This is a genomic window from Mumia spirodelae (genome assembly GCF_050632745.1).
Lineage (GTDB): Bacteria > Actinomycetota > Actinomycetes > Propionibacteriales > Nocardioidaceae > Mumia.
In genome coordinates this window covers 101,572-116,514 of sequence record NZ_JBODSD010000005.1, presented here as the reverse complement: position 1 = coordinate 116,514, position 14,943 = coordinate 101,572, and the positions used below count along the sequence as shown (strand labels likewise).

The following is a 14,943-nucleotide window of genomic DNA, read 5'->3' as shown; positions in this document are numbered from 1 at the left end:
GTCGATGGAGGGGGCAGGCGATGAGCGCGGAGGCGAGGAAGGCACCCGGTGAGGCGTGGGTCCTCGGGCCTGCGAGCGAGCTGATCGACGAGGCAGCGTGCTGGCGGCGGATCGGGCAGGCCGAGGTCGGCCGGCTCGCGTTCCTCGCCGGCGGCACGATCCGCGTGTATCCGGTCGCGTACGCCGTGCGGCGCGGGCGCGTCTTCGTCCGCACGTCGCCGTACTCGGAGCTCGCGACCAGGCCGGACGGGCCGACGTCCTTCCAGGTCGACCAGTTCGACACCGAGACTCGTGAGGCATGGTCGGTGCTCGTGACGGGCCGGCTGGTCCCGGTGACCGACCCGTACGAGACAGCGTCCGCGTGGGCGGCACAAGCGCTGCGTCCGTGGGTCGACGGGTGGCGCGACCACACGCTCCGGCTCGACCCGGAGACCGTCTCGGGCATCGTCGTACACGGAGCGGGCGCGCCGCCGGTCTGAGCCGTCGCGCGTTGGTGGCTGAGTGGTCACCGTCCGCCGCCGCGTGACCACTCAGCCACCAACGTCGGCGGGGGTCGGGCCGCGCGCACGAACGAGAGGCGCCGACCCCCGTGACGGCGCCTCTCGTCCTTCATCCCTCGTGAGCGTGTCAGTCGAGGGAGGTCCAGAACCCACAGTGGTGGCGTGCGGCGAACGTGCGGTCGACGTACGGCGTCGGAGCGACCAGCGACAGCATCTGCTGCCGGTGTGCGTCGAACCGCGGCCAGGGCGTGGTCCGCGTGGACGGCGAGCCGGTCGCGGCGAACTGCGCCCACGCCGCCCTCATCGTCGTGGAGAGCGCCTCCTGGTCCGCCGACAGCGTCGCCGGCTTCGCGTTCGGCAGGCCGAAGAGGTACTGCAGCTCGGTCTGGTGCGTCGCGACGTACGGCGGGCCGAGCGCGTCGTCGACGTAGCGCTCGGGCGCCGTGTCGTCGTTGAACTCGTAGCCGTACGTCGGGACGTGCCTGGCCGCCGCCTGGTCGAGCGCGAGCGTCGGGCACGAGAAGTTCGCGTCGGAGCTGAGTGCGCTGAACGCCAGCGCCGGCGACCCGTAGGCGCCGAGCGGGTACTCCGCCACGACCTTCTTCGACGGGTTGGGCGTGAGGGCGAGCGTCGTCGCGATCACGTCCTGGTAGGTGTCGGCGGTGATCGGCCCCGGCAGGGCGATGGTGGCGCCGTTGGCGACGTTGAGGCCGATGTTGGTGAAGATCCGCTCCTCCTCGTGGTTGACGCCGTTCAGGATCGGCACGTGGTTGAACCGGCCGGACGCGATCGCCGTCCCGACCGACTCGCGGATCACCTTCCCGTCGACGATCCCGGGCGTGAAGGAGCCCGTCCCCTGCGCCAGCAGCGCCGAGAGCGGGAGGGCCCGCAGGCAACTCGCGGTCTGGTCCGGGCAACCCGCGGCGGCCGCGAGGACCTTGCCCTCGGCCTCGCCGTCCTTGAGCGTGCGCTGCTTCGGGGCGAACGAGCCGCTCTCGACGATCGCCCGCTGGAAGAGGCCACGGGCGCCGGGGGAGGCGAGCTGGTTGAGCACCGACAGGCCACCGGCCGACTGGCCGGCGATCGTGACGTTGCGGGGGTCACCGCCGAACTGCGCGATGTTGTGGCGGACCCAGCGCAGCGCCGCCTGCTGGTCCATGAGCCCGTAGTTGCCCGACGCTCCGCCGCGGTGCTCGGCGAGGGCGGGGTGCGCGAGGAAGCCGAGGAGCCCGAGGCGGTAGTTGATCGTCACGACGACCGTCCCCTCGGCCGCGAGCTTCGTCGGGTCGTAGTCCGCGCCCTCGCCGGAGGAGTAGCCCCCGCCGTGCAGCCACACGAGGACGGGACGGGCGCCGTGGGGACGCGCTGACCCCGTCGGAGCGGTGACGTTGACGTAGAGGCAGTCCTCGCTCTGGCCGTTCGGGCTCGGCGGGGCCTGCGGGCAGACCGGCGGGAACGTCGTCGCGTCGCGGACGCCGTGCCACGGCGCGACCGTCCGCGGCGCGCGCCAGCGGAGGGCACCCAGCGGCGGGGCGGCGTACGGCACCCCACGGAACTCCTCGACGCCGTCGTGCGCGGTGCCGCGGACCGCGCCGCCGTCGACCCTCACCACCGGCGCCGCGTGGGTCGTGCTGGTGGATCCGTGCGCGGGACCTGGGACGACGGTGTCGACGCAGAACCCGACGACGACGCCGACCAGGATGAGGATCAGCGCCCAGGCTCGTACGCCGGTGCGCTGCCCCTTCTTCGTCAGTGGTTCCTCGGTGTGTGGCATGTTCCTGCTCCTTCGGTGGACTCGGTGTGTCCACCGTCGTCGCTCCCGGCGCTCTCTCGCCCCCGGGGAAGCCACGGGTCCGGGCCCGGGGACACGGGCCAGGGGACGCGGGCCGGCCGCCCGCGCGGGCCGGCGGGCGGTCCTACGTCGGCGTCGGGTCGCCGCCACGGACGGCGTCGCGGAGCTGCTTGCGGGAGGTGAGGCCGAGCTTCGCGAAGACCTTCCGCAGGTGCCACTCCACCGTTCGCGGGCTCAGGAACAGCGCCGTGCCGATCTCGGCGTTCGTCTGTCCCTCGGCCGCCAGCTCGGCGATCTGACGTTCCTGCGCGGTGAGCTCGTCGACGGTGTCGACGCTGCGCCGGCGTACGCGCTCCCCGGTCGCGAACAGCTCGCGGCGTGCGCGCTCGGCGAAGGCGTCGTTGCCCATCGCGGTGAACATCTCGTACGCGGTGCGCAGGCGCCCCCGTGCGTCCTCGCGGCGGTTATCGCGACGCAGCCACTCGCCGTACAGCAGGTACGCCCGAGCCTCCGCCGTGCGGATCCGAGTCCGCCCGAGATGGTCGAGCGCCTCGCGGTAGAGCTCCTCCGCCTCGTCGCCGTCGCTGAGCAGGGCCCGGCTCCGAGCTGCGAGACCGAGCGCCCAGTCGGTCCCGCACGCCTCCGCGATCGCAGTGAGGCGCTGCGCCGACGCCGTCGCACGCTCAGGCCGTCCGCTGCGGACGGCAGCCTCGACGTGCTCGGGCAGGTACCAGCTCGCGATGCCGACGTCGTACGGGTGTCCCGCGGACCCCTCGGTCGTCGCCAGCGCCTCCTCGTAGCGGCCGAGGGCGTTGAAGACCATCGCGCTCATCCACTCGGTGGCGATGAACCACTGGCCCTCGCCGCGGCGGGTGACCCCTTCGCGGCGGGAGTCGATCACGTGCGCGGTCTCCTCGGCATCGCCGCGGAACGCCGCGAGCCAGCCTGCGCGCTCAAGGCTCACCGGGCCGCCCGTCGCCAGCATGACGGACCCGGTCTCGGCGGCGGCGGTCGACGCCGACACGACGTCGCCGCGGAGGAGGGCGGCCGTCGTCAGCTCGGAGAGCGCGACCGGGAGGAGCGAGACGGCACCCGCGCGACGGGCCAGGCGGACCTGCAGGTCGGCCAGCTCCTCGAACGCGGCGTCGTCGGCGACCACCCGGGCGACGAGGCACCCGAGCCACAGCCAGCGCAACGGGTCGTCGTCCGACGCCACCTCCTTGCGCAGCGCGTCCAGGGCGTCGCGCAGAAGCGGCGCTCCCTGGGCATAGCCGCCGGTGACGAGCACGGCGAGGCCGTGGAGAAGGTGGTCCGCCGGCCGCGCGGGACGCGCCAGCGCGCCTGCCCGCTCGGCGGACAGCACGTCCTCCGCGACCTCGACGATCCCGCCGTCGTGGGCCATCCGTCCGGCGGAGAGCGCCGCCAGGAACGCTTCGAGGTACGTGTCGCGCGCCGCGCCCTGGTCGTACGGCGCGAGGCGTCGCGCAGCCCGGAGGAAGAGCGCCGGCGAGTCCCGGCCCCGCGCGGTGGCGTACGAGACGTGCGCGCGGACGAGGTCGCCTCGGGCGCGCTCGTGGTCGTCCAGCGGACCCGACTCGGCGATGGTCAGCAGCCGCAGCGCGTCCTGAGGGAGCCCGGCGCGGAACTTGTCCTCCGCCGCGACCAACGTGCGCCGCGCCCGTTCCGACGGGTCGGGGGTGAGAGCGGCCGCGCGCTCGTGGAACGCGGCTCCTGCGGCGATCCCGCCGCGACTGCGGGCGCGCTCGGCGGAGCGCTCGAGGTCTGCGGCGACCGTCTCGTCGAGCCCGCTCGCCGCGGCGGCGAGGTGCCATGCGCGCCGGTCGGGATCGGCCTCGCGGTCGGTCGCCTCGGCGAGCGCGCGGTGGACCCGGCGTCGATCCTCGTCGCTCCCGGAGCCGTAGACCGCCGACCGGACGAGCGGGTGCCGGAACTGGATCCGACCGCCGAACTCGACGAGTCCCGCGTCGGTCGCCGGACCGAGGGCCGCGGCATCGACGGCGAGCTGCGCCGCGGCCTGGAGGATCAGGACCGGGTCGCCGACCGGTTCGGCCGCGGCGACGAGCAGCAGCAGCTGCGACGGAGGGGGGAGGGCAGCGACGCGCCGGGCGAAGCTCTCCTCGATCTGCCCGGACAGCCGCGGTGCTCCGGCGACGCCGAAGCCGCCGGCGATCTCGGCGGTGGTCAGCCCCCGGTGCAGCTCCAGCAGAGCGAGCGGGTTGCCTCCGGTCTCGGCCACGATGCGGTCGCGGACCCGCTCGTCCAGAGAGCCGGTGATGACGGTGTCGAGCAGCTCCCGCGAGCTCGCGTCGTCGAGCCCGCCCAGCCGCAGCTCCTCGAGACCGGCGAGCGGGTCGTCGCCGTCGTCATCACGCACCGCGAACACCAGGCCGACCGCCTCGGCGGCGAGCCGCCGGGCGACGAACGCCAGCGTCTGCGCCGTCGCCCGGTCGAGCCACTGGGCGTCGTCGACCAGCCAGACCAGCGGCTTCTCTGCCGCGCCGCCGGACACCAGGCCGAGGACGGCCAGGCCGACGAGGAACCGGTCGGGAACCTCCCCGCTCCGCAGGCCGAACGCCACCCCCAGGGCGTCGGCCTGCGGAGCAGGGAGGTCGTCGAGGCGGCCGAGGTACGGCGCGCACAGCTGGTGCAGCCCGGCGTACGCCAGCTCCATCTCCGACTCGACGCCGGTCGCCCGGACGACCTGGCACCCCGACGCCGTCGCGCCCAGGTAGTCGAGGAGGGCGCTCTTGCCGACCCCTGGCTCTCCGCGGACGACCAGAGCACGGCTCTGGCCGCCGCGCAGGCTCGAGACCACGCGGTCGAGGAGCTCGCACTCCCGGCGTCGCCCGAGCAGGGCCGGCTGGCTCACAGACCCGTCACCTCCCGAGGAAGTCGAGCAGGGCGGCGTTGACCTCGTCGGGGAACGTCCAGCCGATGTTGTGGGGACCGTCCTCGATCTCGACGACCCGCAGGTCGGCGATCAGCCCCTCGTCGCGCAGCCGGCCGGCTGTCGACTCGAACGGGAGGATCCGGTCGGCTCCGCCGTGGACGACGAGCATCGGCACGTCGATCTTGGGCAGGTCGGCCCGGAAGTCCGTCAGCCAGGTGTCCACGCACGCGTACGAGGCGTACGACGACGAGCCGGCCGCGACCTGGAACGCCGCCCTGAGCGCCGCGTCGCCGATCCGCTCCGGTGCCAGGACGTCGGTGTTGAAGAAGTTCGCGAAGAAGTCGTCGAAGTACGCGTAGCGGTCGGCGACCACGGCGTCCTTGATGTCCTCGAAGACCGAGCCCGGCACGCCCTTCGGGTTGTCGTCGGTCTGCAGGAGGAAGGGCGGGATCGCGCCGAGCAGGACGGCACGGTCGACGCCCTCCGACCCGTAGGTCCCGAGGTAGCGCGTGACCTCGCCGGTTCCCATCGAGAAGCCGACGAGGGCGACGTCCTCCTCGAGGGCGAGGTGGTCGAGCACCGCCTTCAGGTCGGCGGCGAACGTGTCGTAGTCGTACCCCGTCGTCGGCTGGGACGACGCACCGAACCCGCGGCGGTCGTACGTGATGCACCGGTAGCCCGCGGCGAGCAGGGCGCGCTCCTGGCGCTCCCACGAGCTGCCGCTCAGCGGATAGCCGTGGATCAGGACGACCGGGCGTCCGGTGCCGTGGTCCTCGTAGTGGATCTCGATGTCGGTGCTGTTCTCGCGCCCGACGATGACCTTGCCCATGGTTGGCTCGCTCTCGTGTGGAGGACGGCGCGGTGGTCCCGCGCCAGGTTCTGGCTCCAGCCTCCGGCTCCAGCACCGTCCGCCGCGCCCGTCGGAGTCCCTGGCCCGTGCACGGGTGCGCCCGCGTGCCTCCCTACGAGTGCGGTGGTCCACGGTCAGATTCTGGCAGCGGACCACCGCAGTCGGCACGGCGCCGCTACCCGTGGTCGACGCGGACGCGGGTGAGCTCGAGCGAGCGGATGAGCCACCGGCTGCCGTGGCGCTCGTACGTCTCGTGGAAGTGGCCGTACCCGTGCATCCAGCGGGGCGGGTCGTCCTCGTCACCGGGGAAGACGATGCGGTCCTCCATCGCCCACAGGCCGTCGGCGCTGGTCGGAGAGGTGATCGTGAGCTCGTCGGTGTACGCGTGGAGCACGGTCTGGGCGCGGCCGATCCGGGCCTCGAGCGTCGGGGCGATCTCGGCGCCGTCGGCGAAGAGGACCAGGCGGCCGTCGGTGTCGTAGACGCGTGCCTGACCCTGGGGCGTGAACAGCCGCTCCAGGTCGCGCCAGGCCCGCGCCCCGACGTAGCGGCAGAAGCGCGCCTTGAGCAGACGGAGCTCCTGGACCGCGCAGAGCCGGTCGAGGTCGGTGAGCCCGGGGGAGGGGTCGCCGCCGGCCGGGAGGGGAGGAACGGGCGTCATGCACAGTCCTCCCTGAGGAGCGCCGGTCGCGCCGCGGCGATCTCGTCGCAGAGCCGCTCGAGCGCCGGGACGTAGATCTCGGAGAACGTCGGGAAGGGCTGGATGGTGTCGCGCAGCACGGCGAGCGGCACGCGGGCTCGGATCGCGAGCGTCGCCTGCTGCAGCCACTCGCCGGCCTCCGGCCCGAGGGCGTACGCGCCGGTGAGGCGCTCGCCGTCGCTGAGGAGGGTGAGGAAGCCCGGGTCGTCGGCGTACGCCTGCGTGTACGTCGCGGTCTTTGCGACCTCGCGCAGCCGCGCTGTCGCGGCGAAGGTGTCGGCGCCGACGCCGACGGCTGCTGCCTGCGGGTCGGTGTAGACGACCCGCGGGACGGCGTCGTACGAGGCGGCTCGGGGTCTGCCCGAGATGGTGTCGGCGACGACGTCGGCCTGGTACTTGCCCACGTGGGTCAGAGGCCAGATCCCGGTGACGTCGCCGACCGCCCACAGACGGTCGCCCGCGCGCAGGTGCTCGTCGACGGCGATGCCGTGCGGTCCGGGCTCGACCCCCACCGACTCGAGGCCGATCCCGGCGGTGCGTGCGCGCCTGCCGGTCGCGACGAGCAGGCGGTCCCCTCGCAGCGCGCGGCCGTCGGCGAGGTCGAGGACGAAGCCGGCGTCGTCACGGCGGGCCGCGCGCACCTCGGCTCCGAGCACGAGCTCGACCCCGGTCCGACGCAGCGCCTCGCCGAGGCCCTCGCCGAGGGGTGCGGGCTCCCGCGAGATCACGCGGTCGCCGCCGTCGACGAGCGTGACGTCGGCGCCCAGCGCATGGGCCGCCTGCGCCATCTCGACGCCGACCGGCCCGGCGCCGAGGATCAGAAGGTGACGAGGGACCACGGTCATCGCGGTGATCTCGCGGTTCGTCCAGACGCCGTCGAGCTCACGAAGTCCCGGGACGGGAGGCACGACGGCCTCCGACCCGGTGGCCACCACGACGTGCTGCGCTCGGTGGCGGACGCCGTCGACGTCCACGACACCCGGTGCGACGAGCGTCCCGGTGCCGCGCAGGAGCATGATCCCCGCGTCGGCGAGCCAGCGTTCCTGGCCCGCGTCGGAGTGGCCCGAGACCATCTCGTCGCGCCAGCGCAGCGCGGCGGGCACGTCGACGACGCCGCGGCCGGCCGCATCGCGCGCCGCCGCGACGGCCTGTCCGGGGCGGAGCAGCGTCTTGGACGGGATGCACCCCCAGTAGGAGCACTCGCCGCCGACGAGGTCGCGCTCGACGAGAGCGACGCGCAACCCGTTCCCGGCCAGGGCGGCGGCGCAGTGCTCACCGGCAGCGCCGCCGCCCAGGACGATCACGTCGAGCTCAGGAGTCATGCGGGGAGCTCCTGGCCGGCCTGCTCGCGCACCATGTAGTCGGCGTACCAGTCGGGCCACTCCGGGTCCTCCTTGCCGGTACGCGCCTCGTGCTCGCCGTGCGCGGCGGCGGCGCGACGCAGCGCCTGCGCCAGCGCGGCCGCGTCGTCGAACGTGGTCCACACGGTCCGGCCGGGGATGCGCTGGGTGACCTCCTGCACGATCCACGTGTTGCCGTCGGGATCGGCGAAGGACACGAAGGACCCGTACGACCGTCGCTCCGGCGCCAGGCCGGGCACCCGCTTCTCGGTGCCGGCGTGGTGGAAGACGCCGCCGGCGTCGTGGAAGACCTCGCTGACGGTGATCCCGCGCTCGACGAGGTCCGCCCGAGCCGCCTCGATGTCGGAGACGACGACCATGAGGTCCCTGGTGGAGCCGGGAACCGCGTCGGTGACCCCGGTGCCGAAGATGATCGCGGTCGGCGATCCGGGGGGCGTGAACTCGACGACGCGGAACGCCGGCTCCGGCGACAGGTCGATGTCGAGCCGCCATCCGAGACCCTCGTAGAAGGCCTTCGCCCGGTCGACGTCGGCGACGGGCAGGACGACGACCTCGATCTTCATCGTGGTCGACGTGCTCTCCGTGGCCGCCGTGCTCTGCTCTGCGGCCTGGTCTCGTTCGGTCTGAACGCTCATGTCTGGTTCCTTCCTGGGTCGGTTGTCGTGCTCTGCTTCGACGATGCCGCGCGGCGGGAGCCGTTACGCCCGTGCTCGCCCCTGGTCGACCCCCCGGTCGTCACGGGCTCGCCGTGCCCACGGTCACCACGGCACGGGGCCGTCCTCGTCGTAGAGGCCACCGGTGGGTCCGTCCGGACCGACCGTGGCCCAGTGCACGGCGGCCCGTGCGCCTTCCTCCGGCGTTCGTGTGCCCCGGAAGTCGTTGAGATCCGTGGCGACGTAGCCGGGCGTGACCGCGTTGACGAGGATGTGCGCGAGGGCGGGGTCGTCGCGGAAGGCGTTCGCGTACTTGACGGTCAGCATGTTGACCGCGGCCTTCGTCGCCGAGTACGCGAACGACTCGTGCGACCTGGCGAACATCGAGCCGGCTCGGCTGGAGTTCGTGAACGTCGACGAGTCGCTCGAGACGTTGACGACCCGTGCAGCAGGGGACCGGCGCAGAAGCGGCAGCATCGCGTGGACGACCCGCACGAGGCCGAAGACGTTGGTCTCGAACTCGAGCCTCAGATCGTCAGCCGTGACCTCGACCGCGGGTCTGCGCACCAGGACTCCGGCGTTGTTGACCAGGACGTCGAGGCGGCCGTGGTCGCGGTGGATCGACTCCGCAGCGGCGTCGACCGAAGCATCGTCGGTGACGTCGAGGGGGACGTGCTGCACCACGACGCCGTCAGAGGCCAGGTCGGCCACGGCTCGTACGCCGCGCTCGGTGCTGCGGCTTCCGAGAAGGACCGTCATCCCCCGCTCGGCCAGCTGCCGCACCGTGGCCAGCCCGACGCCCTTGTTGGCGCCGGTGACCAGCGCGATCGTCTGCTCGGACATCGGCTCGCTCCTCACGCGTCGACGGTCGTGGTCGGGAAGTCCGCGAGGCGGCTCAGGTCCGCCCACTCCGTGGTCTCGGTCAGGCGCCGCTGCTCGTTGGCGAGGATCTGCTCCACGGCCGCTGCGCCCAGCGGGAGGCGCAGCGGGAGGTCGTCGCGTCCGGCGAGATCGACGAGGAGCCGGGCGGCACGAGCGGGATCGCCGGGCTGGTTGCCCTGGCTGGTCCGCCGGAAGTCGTGGATCGCCCCGACCGTCGTCTCGTAGTCCGGGCCGACCGGACGCATCTGCATCGACGACCCCTGCCACTCGGTGCGGAAGGCGCCGGGCTCGACGATGAGCACGCGCACGCCGAACGGGCGTACCTCGTTGGCCAGGACCTCGGAGAACCCTTCGACGGCGAACTTCGCGGTCTGGTAGGCACCCATCCCGGGCGTGCCGCCCACGCGTCCCCCGACGGAGGAGAACTGCACGACGAGACCGGAGCGTCGCGACCGCATCACCGGGAGCACGGCACGGGTGAGGTTGACGACCCCGAACAGGTTCGTCTCGACCTGGGCGCGGAAGTCGGCCGGGGTCATCTCCTCGATGGGAGCACTGTTGGCGTAGCCGGCGTTGTTGACGAGGACGTCGATGCCTCCGAAGCGCTCGACGGCGCCTTCGACGACCTGGGACGCGGCCTCGGCGTCGGTGACGTCCAGCGCGACGGCGTGCACGCGGTCGGTGCCGAACCGGGCGACGATCGGTTCCAGGGCATCGACGTCACGCGCGGTCGCGACCACACGGTCGCCGGCTTCGAGGGCGGCGACCACGATCTCGCGGCCGAACCCTCGCGAGCTTCCCGTCACCAACCACACGCGCGTCGGCGTCGTCACCAGGTCTGCTGAGTCATTCATCGGCGTCCTCCTCGGACAGGTCCGACGGCACCCCTGCGGCGCCGACGTCCTCGGACCACGCTGCCGCCCGGTGGGCCCGCTCGCGCCCGGGTCCGCCACGGGTCCCACCCGGGACCACCACGGGCGTGGTCACGGCCCGGACGGCCTCCGAGCCCTCCCGAGGTCGACGAGGGCGGCGGTCACGAGGACCGCGACCACCAGGACCATGACCACGACCGTGGGGCAGTCCCGTGCCAGGCCCAGGACCGCACCGAGCACGAGGACCAGCACGGCGGACGAGCGGCGCCACGTCCGCAGCACCACCCAGCGGAAGAGCTCCAGCGCGGCCAGGAAGAGCGCGGCACCGCCGCAGAGCGCGACCGCGGCCGACTCCGGGGGCGTCGCCGGCTCCTGGAGCAGCTGCTTCGTCCCGAGCGCCAGCGCCACGACACCCACGACCAGGGGGAAGTGGACGAACGTGTACGCGTCGCGCGCGAGCGAGGAACGCGACGGGCCGGACGCGGCGAGGGCACGGGCGGCACGAGGGGCGAGATCGTGGAAGTAGAGCGACCACAGCGCGACCGCCGCGACGAACACCAGGAAGGACCGTGTCAGCAGCGGCAGAAGCGGGTCGTACGGCCCTGCCTCGACGCCGGTCGTGACCAGCGGCTCGCCCAGGACGATGATCAGCACGAGCCCGTGCCGCTCGACGAAGTGCTCGAGGCTTCGCAGGCTCCACCCTCGGTAGCGCGACGCGATGCGGCCACCGGCGAAGTCCACGACGAACGCCGTCGCCCAGAGCACCGTCTGCGAGGCACCTCCCAGCGCTCCGCCGACCACGAGCAGAACCCCCGAGACGCTCTGCGGGATGAGGTCGATCGTCAGCTGGGTCCGCAGGCGTCGGCCGCCCGCGGAGGCGATCCCCATGATCGCGTAGGTGAGCCGGACCCCGGTGAAGACCAGCGCGAGGACCAACGACGACCGCTGAGCGCCTGCGCCGGCGCTCCACGCGTCGGGCATCACGACGGCCGCGAGGAACAACCCCGCCATCGCCACGAGCATGCCGACGCGGAGGTAGCCCCGGTCCACCCGCACCTGGTTGCCGAGCCAGGCGAACGCCGACCAGGCCCACCACAGGAGCAGCAGCAGGACGAGCCCGTCGACGAAGCGCAACGGCGACGCCGCGTGGTCGACGAAGGTCACGACCTGCGAGATCGCGAACACGAAGACGAGGTCGAAGAAGATCTCGAACATCGTGACGCGGTCCCCGGCGACCGTCGCGACCGGCGGCCGCGTCCGGAGCGGCGGTGCATGCACCTTCCCGTGGCCGACCATCGTTCTTCCTCCCGTGCGGACTCGCTGCCAGCGTGTCGGCGGGACGCGCTGGTCGCCCCCGGCAGAGGCACGGGCCGAGCCACCGGTCGTACGACGAGGGCCACCGGTGTCGACGTGGAGCGGCCGAATCCGCTTGGGCACGCCGGTGCGCGGCGGCATACTGGTCGAGGCATTCCCGACCACGAGGTGGCATTTTGACGGGCATCACCGGTTTCGCGTCGCTGTCCCAGCGCTGAACCCTGCCCGCGTGGCTCTGAGTTCGGCGCTCAACGCCGAAGCCATGGAGCCCGATGTCCTTCCCGGACGCCCCTCACCCCTGCACCGCCTCACGCCTCACGCGCACGCCGTGTGGACGATCGCCGCCGCGCCCGGCGTCGTCCTGTCCATCAGCGTCCCGAGAGGCAACCATGTCCCCCCACTCCGCTCCCATCACCCTGAACAACGTCGGGTTCGAATGGCCTGACGGCTCTGTCGTCCTGTCCGGGCTCACCGCCACCTTCGGCGCCGGGCGTACCGGCCTGGTCGGCGACAACGGCGCAGGCAAGTCCACGCTCCTGCGGCTCGTCGCCGGCATCCTCGAACCGACCTCCGGAACGATCTCGGTCTCCGACGACGTCGCCTACCTCCCTCAGAACCTTGTCACCGAGTACGACGCCACGATCGCCGACCTCCTCGGCATCTCGCGCCAGCTCGAAGCCGTGCGCGCGATCGAGTCCGGCGACGCGAGCGAGCGCAACTTCGAGGTCGTCGGCGACGCGTGGGACGTCGAGAGCAGCGCCGAGGAGGCGCTGGCGCAGATCGGCCTGCCAGACGTCTCGCTGGACCGTCGTGTCGACGAGATCTCGGGAGGCGAGGCGATGCTGGTGGCGATCACCGGCCTGCACCTTCGCCGGACCCCGATCACCCTGCTGGACGAGCCCACCAACAACCTCGACCGGGACGCTCGCGCCCGGTTGCGGGAGCTGGTGCGGACCTGGAAGGGCACGCTCGTCGTCGTCAGCCACGACGTGGCTCTCCTCGACGAGATGGACAGCACCGCAGAGCTGCACGCCGGCGCCCTCACCGTCTTCGGAGGGCCGTACGACCAGTGGCGGGCGCACCTCGACCAGCAGCAGGCCGCTGCGGCTCAGGTCATGCGATCGGCGGAGCAGGCGCTCAAGCACGAGAAGCGGCAGCGCGCCGAGGCCGAGATCAAGCTCGCTCGCCGTGCCCGCACCGCCCAGACGAACCAGGCGAACAAGAAGGGCTCCAAGATCGTCATGAACGGGCGGGCCTCGGACGCGCAGAACTCGGCCGGCAAGCTGCGGTCCGGGCTCGACGACCGGCTCAAGAGTGCTCAAGGAGCGCTCGACGCCGCGGCCGGACGGGTGCGCAACGACGCACACGTCAGCCTGCAGCTCCCCGATCCCGACGTCCCGCAGGGCCGGCGGATCGCCGAGCTCCACAGCGACGGCCGGACGTTCGTCATCCAGGGTCCGGAGCGCGTGGTGCTCACGGGAGCCAACGGAGTTGGGAAGACGACGCTGCTGGAGCAGATGACGAGCGGCTCCGCGTCGACGACCGAACCGTACGGCACGATTCTCACCGACCGGTTCGGCTACCTTCCGCAGCGGCTCGGGAACCTCGACGACGACCGGGACGCCGTCGAGAACGTCCGGGCAGCGGCGCCCGGCACCGATCCGGCCACGATCCGCAACCAGCTCGGGCGGCTGCTCCTGCGTGGGGACAGCGTGCACCGCCCTGTGCGCTCGCTGTCGGGCGGCGAACGGTTCCGGGTGTCGCTCGCCAGGCTGCTGCTGGCGGACCCGCCGCCTCAGCTGCTCATCCTCGACGAGCCGACCAACAACCTCGACATCCGCACCGTCACGCACCTCGTCGAGGCGCTGGCGGAGTTCCGCGGTGCGCTGCTCGTCGTCAGTCACGACGAGGACTTCGTCCGGAGGCTCGCTCCGACGCGGGTGCTCCGGCTCGGCCGCGACGGCGTCCTGGAGGAGGGGGAGGCTTCTTAGACCAGGACCTCGTCGCCCTCGTCCACGATCACGACGCGCCCACGGGCGTGCCTCGCGACCTTGGCGTTCACCGACCACGTGAGCGGTCGGAACCACTTCGTACGGCTTCGGCCCACGACGATCAGCTCGGCCTCGCGTCCCTCGGCGATGAGCGCGGCTGCCGCCGTCGTCGACCGCACCGCGGTGGTCACCGTCAGGGTCGGGGCCAGCGCACGTGCCTGCGCGGCGGCCCTCGCGACCAGCTGCTCGGCCAGCGCGAGGGGCGCCGGGTCCCACCAGTACACGACACCGAAGGGGTCGGACGAGACGGACGACCGGTACGCGTGCACGACGTGGAGCGAGGTCCGACCCGCGAAGGCCCGGATCGTGGCCCATTGGAGCGCGAGCGCGGAGTGGGTCGTCCCGTCGATCCCGACGACGATCGGGCGCCGGCGCAACCTCTCCTCCCGCGGTTGCAGGTCGCGGAAGGAGAGGTGCGCCAACGGGTTGCGCTCCTCGTGGGGATCGGGCCGCGAGCGGTCGACGCTCATCGGACCGGGCGGGCGCGGTGGTCCAGCGCGTCGTGCAGCTGCCGACGCGCGCGATGGATGCGGCTGCGGACGGTGCCGAGCCCTGCGCCGGTGGCCGCGGCGACCTCGTCGTACGAGAGCCCGTCCAGGTCCCGCAGCACGACGGCAGCTCGGAGATCCGGGCTGAGCGACCTCAGCGCGGCCTCGATGTCGGCGTCGAGGACCCGCCCGTCCAGGACGTCGGACGGGCCTGGTCGCGTGTCGACCGGCTCGGTCCCAGGACGGTCCGCCAGGGCCACGAAGCCGATGCGTCGGCTGCGTCGGACCTGGTCGAGGAAGAGGTTGCGCGTGACCCGCGAGAACCACGCGTCGAGGTTGTGGGGTGTGCCGTCGGACGTGCCGTCGGGCATGGCGCGGAGGGCGCGCACGAACGACTCCTGAGCGAGGTCCTCGGCGTCGGACCGGTTGCCGGTCAGGCGGTAGGCGTGGCGGTACACCTGCGCCGAGTGCGTGCGGATGATCGTCTCCATGGACATGGCGGGTGCCTCCCGTGTGCGGTGGGAGCCGCGCCGTGCGGCTCTCCTCCACGGTCGTGCGGGTGCCGCTGC

At 72.8% G+C, this 14,943-nt stretch carries 13 protein-coding genes; 2 read left to right on the top strand and 11 right to left on the bottom strand.

Going from position 1 to position 14,943, the window contains the following annotated elements; translation table 11 throughout:
- The first annotated feature begins 20 nt into the window (after window positions 1-20).
- Window positions 21-479, top strand: a complete 459-nt coding sequence (locus ACQSSQ_RS20615; RefSeq protein ID WP_431329009.1) for a pyridoxamine 5'-phosphate oxidase family protein — start codon at window positions 21-23, stop codon at window positions 477-479.
- A 148-nt stretch (window positions 480-627) separates the two neighbouring features.
- Here the strand turns inward: ACQSSQ_RS20615 and ACQSSQ_RS20610 are convergent, their stop codons facing one another.
- The 9 genes from ACQSSQ_RS20610 to ACQSSQ_RS20570 form a co-directional block, all read right to left on the bottom strand.
- On the bottom strand, window positions 628-2,274 hold the full coding sequence (locus ACQSSQ_RS20610; RefSeq protein ID WP_431329008.1) for a carboxylesterase/lipase family protein: 1,647 nt from the start codon (window positions 2,272-2,274) through the stop codon (window positions 628-630).
- 142 nt (window positions 2,275-2,416) lie between these two features.
- Entirely contained in the window at window positions 2,417-5,182 is a 2,766-nt protein-coding gene (locus ACQSSQ_RS20605; RefSeq protein WP_431329007.1) for an ATP-binding protein, read from the bottom strand.
- A gap of 7 nt (window positions 5,183-5,189) precedes the next feature.
- A complete protein-coding gene (locus ACQSSQ_RS20600; RefSeq protein ID WP_431329006.1) occupies window positions 5,190-6,032 on the bottom strand; it encodes an alpha/beta fold hydrolase in 843 nt (280 codons plus the stop codon).
- 196 nt (window positions 6,033-6,228) lie between these two features.
- Complete coding sequence (locus tag ACQSSQ_RS20595) at window positions 6,229-6,714, bottom strand: nuclear transport factor 2 family protein (protein ID WP_431329005.1); 486 nt, start codon at window positions 6,712-6,714, stop codon at window positions 6,229-6,231.
- Complete coding sequence (locus tag ACQSSQ_RS20590; RefSeq protein WP_431329004.1) at window positions 6,711-8,075, bottom strand: dihydrolipoyl dehydrogenase family protein; 1,365 nt, start codon at window positions 8,073-8,075, stop codon at window positions 6,711-6,713. The genes ACQSSQ_RS20595 and ACQSSQ_RS20590 overlap by 4 nt, the downstream gene beginning before the upstream one ends.
- Window positions 8,072-8,749 (bottom strand): VOC family protein, encoded by a 678-nt coding sequence (locus ACQSSQ_RS20585; protein WP_431329003.1) that lies wholly within the window; start codon window positions 8,747-8,749, stop codon window positions 8,072-8,074. The genes ACQSSQ_RS20590 and ACQSSQ_RS20585 overlap by 4 nt, the downstream gene beginning before the upstream one ends.
- A 123-nt stretch (window positions 8,750-8,872) precedes the next feature.
- Window positions 8,873-9,610, bottom strand: coding sequence for an SDR family oxidoreductase (locus ACQSSQ_RS20580; protein ID WP_431329002.1), 738 nt, complete (start codon window positions 9,608-9,610; stop codon window positions 8,873-8,875).
- 11 nt (window positions 9,611-9,621) lie between these two features.
- The gene (locus ACQSSQ_RS20575; RefSeq protein ID WP_431329001.1) at window positions 9,622-10,503 is read right to left on the bottom strand and encodes an SDR family NAD(P)-dependent oxidoreductase; all 882 of its coding nucleotides are present in this window, start codon (window positions 10,501-10,503) and stop codon (window positions 9,622-9,624) included.
- Between the two features lie 129 nt (window positions 10,504-10,632).
- On the bottom strand, window positions 10,633-11,817 hold the full coding sequence (locus tag ACQSSQ_RS20570; protein WP_431329000.1) for a low temperature requirement protein A: 1,185 nt from the start codon (window positions 11,815-11,817) through the stop codon (window positions 10,633-10,635).
- A 407-nt stretch (window positions 11,818-12,224) separates the two neighbouring features.
- Here ACQSSQ_RS20570 and ACQSSQ_RS20565 point away from each other — a divergent pair, with 407 nt between their 5' ends.
- The gene (locus ACQSSQ_RS20565; RefSeq protein WP_431328999.1) at window positions 12,225-13,826 is read left to right on the top strand and encodes an ABC-F family ATP-binding cassette domain-containing protein; all 1,602 of its coding nucleotides are present in this window, start codon (window positions 12,225-12,227) and stop codon (window positions 13,824-13,826) included.
- Here ACQSSQ_RS20565 and ACQSSQ_RS20560 read toward each other — a convergent pair.
- Entirely contained in the window at window positions 13,823-14,356 is a 534-nt protein-coding gene (locus ACQSSQ_RS20560; protein WP_431328998.1) for a universal stress protein, read from the bottom strand. The genes ACQSSQ_RS20565 and ACQSSQ_RS20560 overlap by 4 nt on opposite strands.
- Complete coding sequence (locus ACQSSQ_RS20555) at window positions 14,353-14,871, bottom strand: sigma-70 family RNA polymerase sigma factor (protein WP_431328997.1); 519 nt, start codon at window positions 14,869-14,871, stop codon at window positions 14,353-14,355. The genes ACQSSQ_RS20560 and ACQSSQ_RS20555 overlap by 4 nt, the downstream gene beginning before the upstream one ends.
- Window positions 14,872-14,943: the final 72 nt, after the last annotated feature.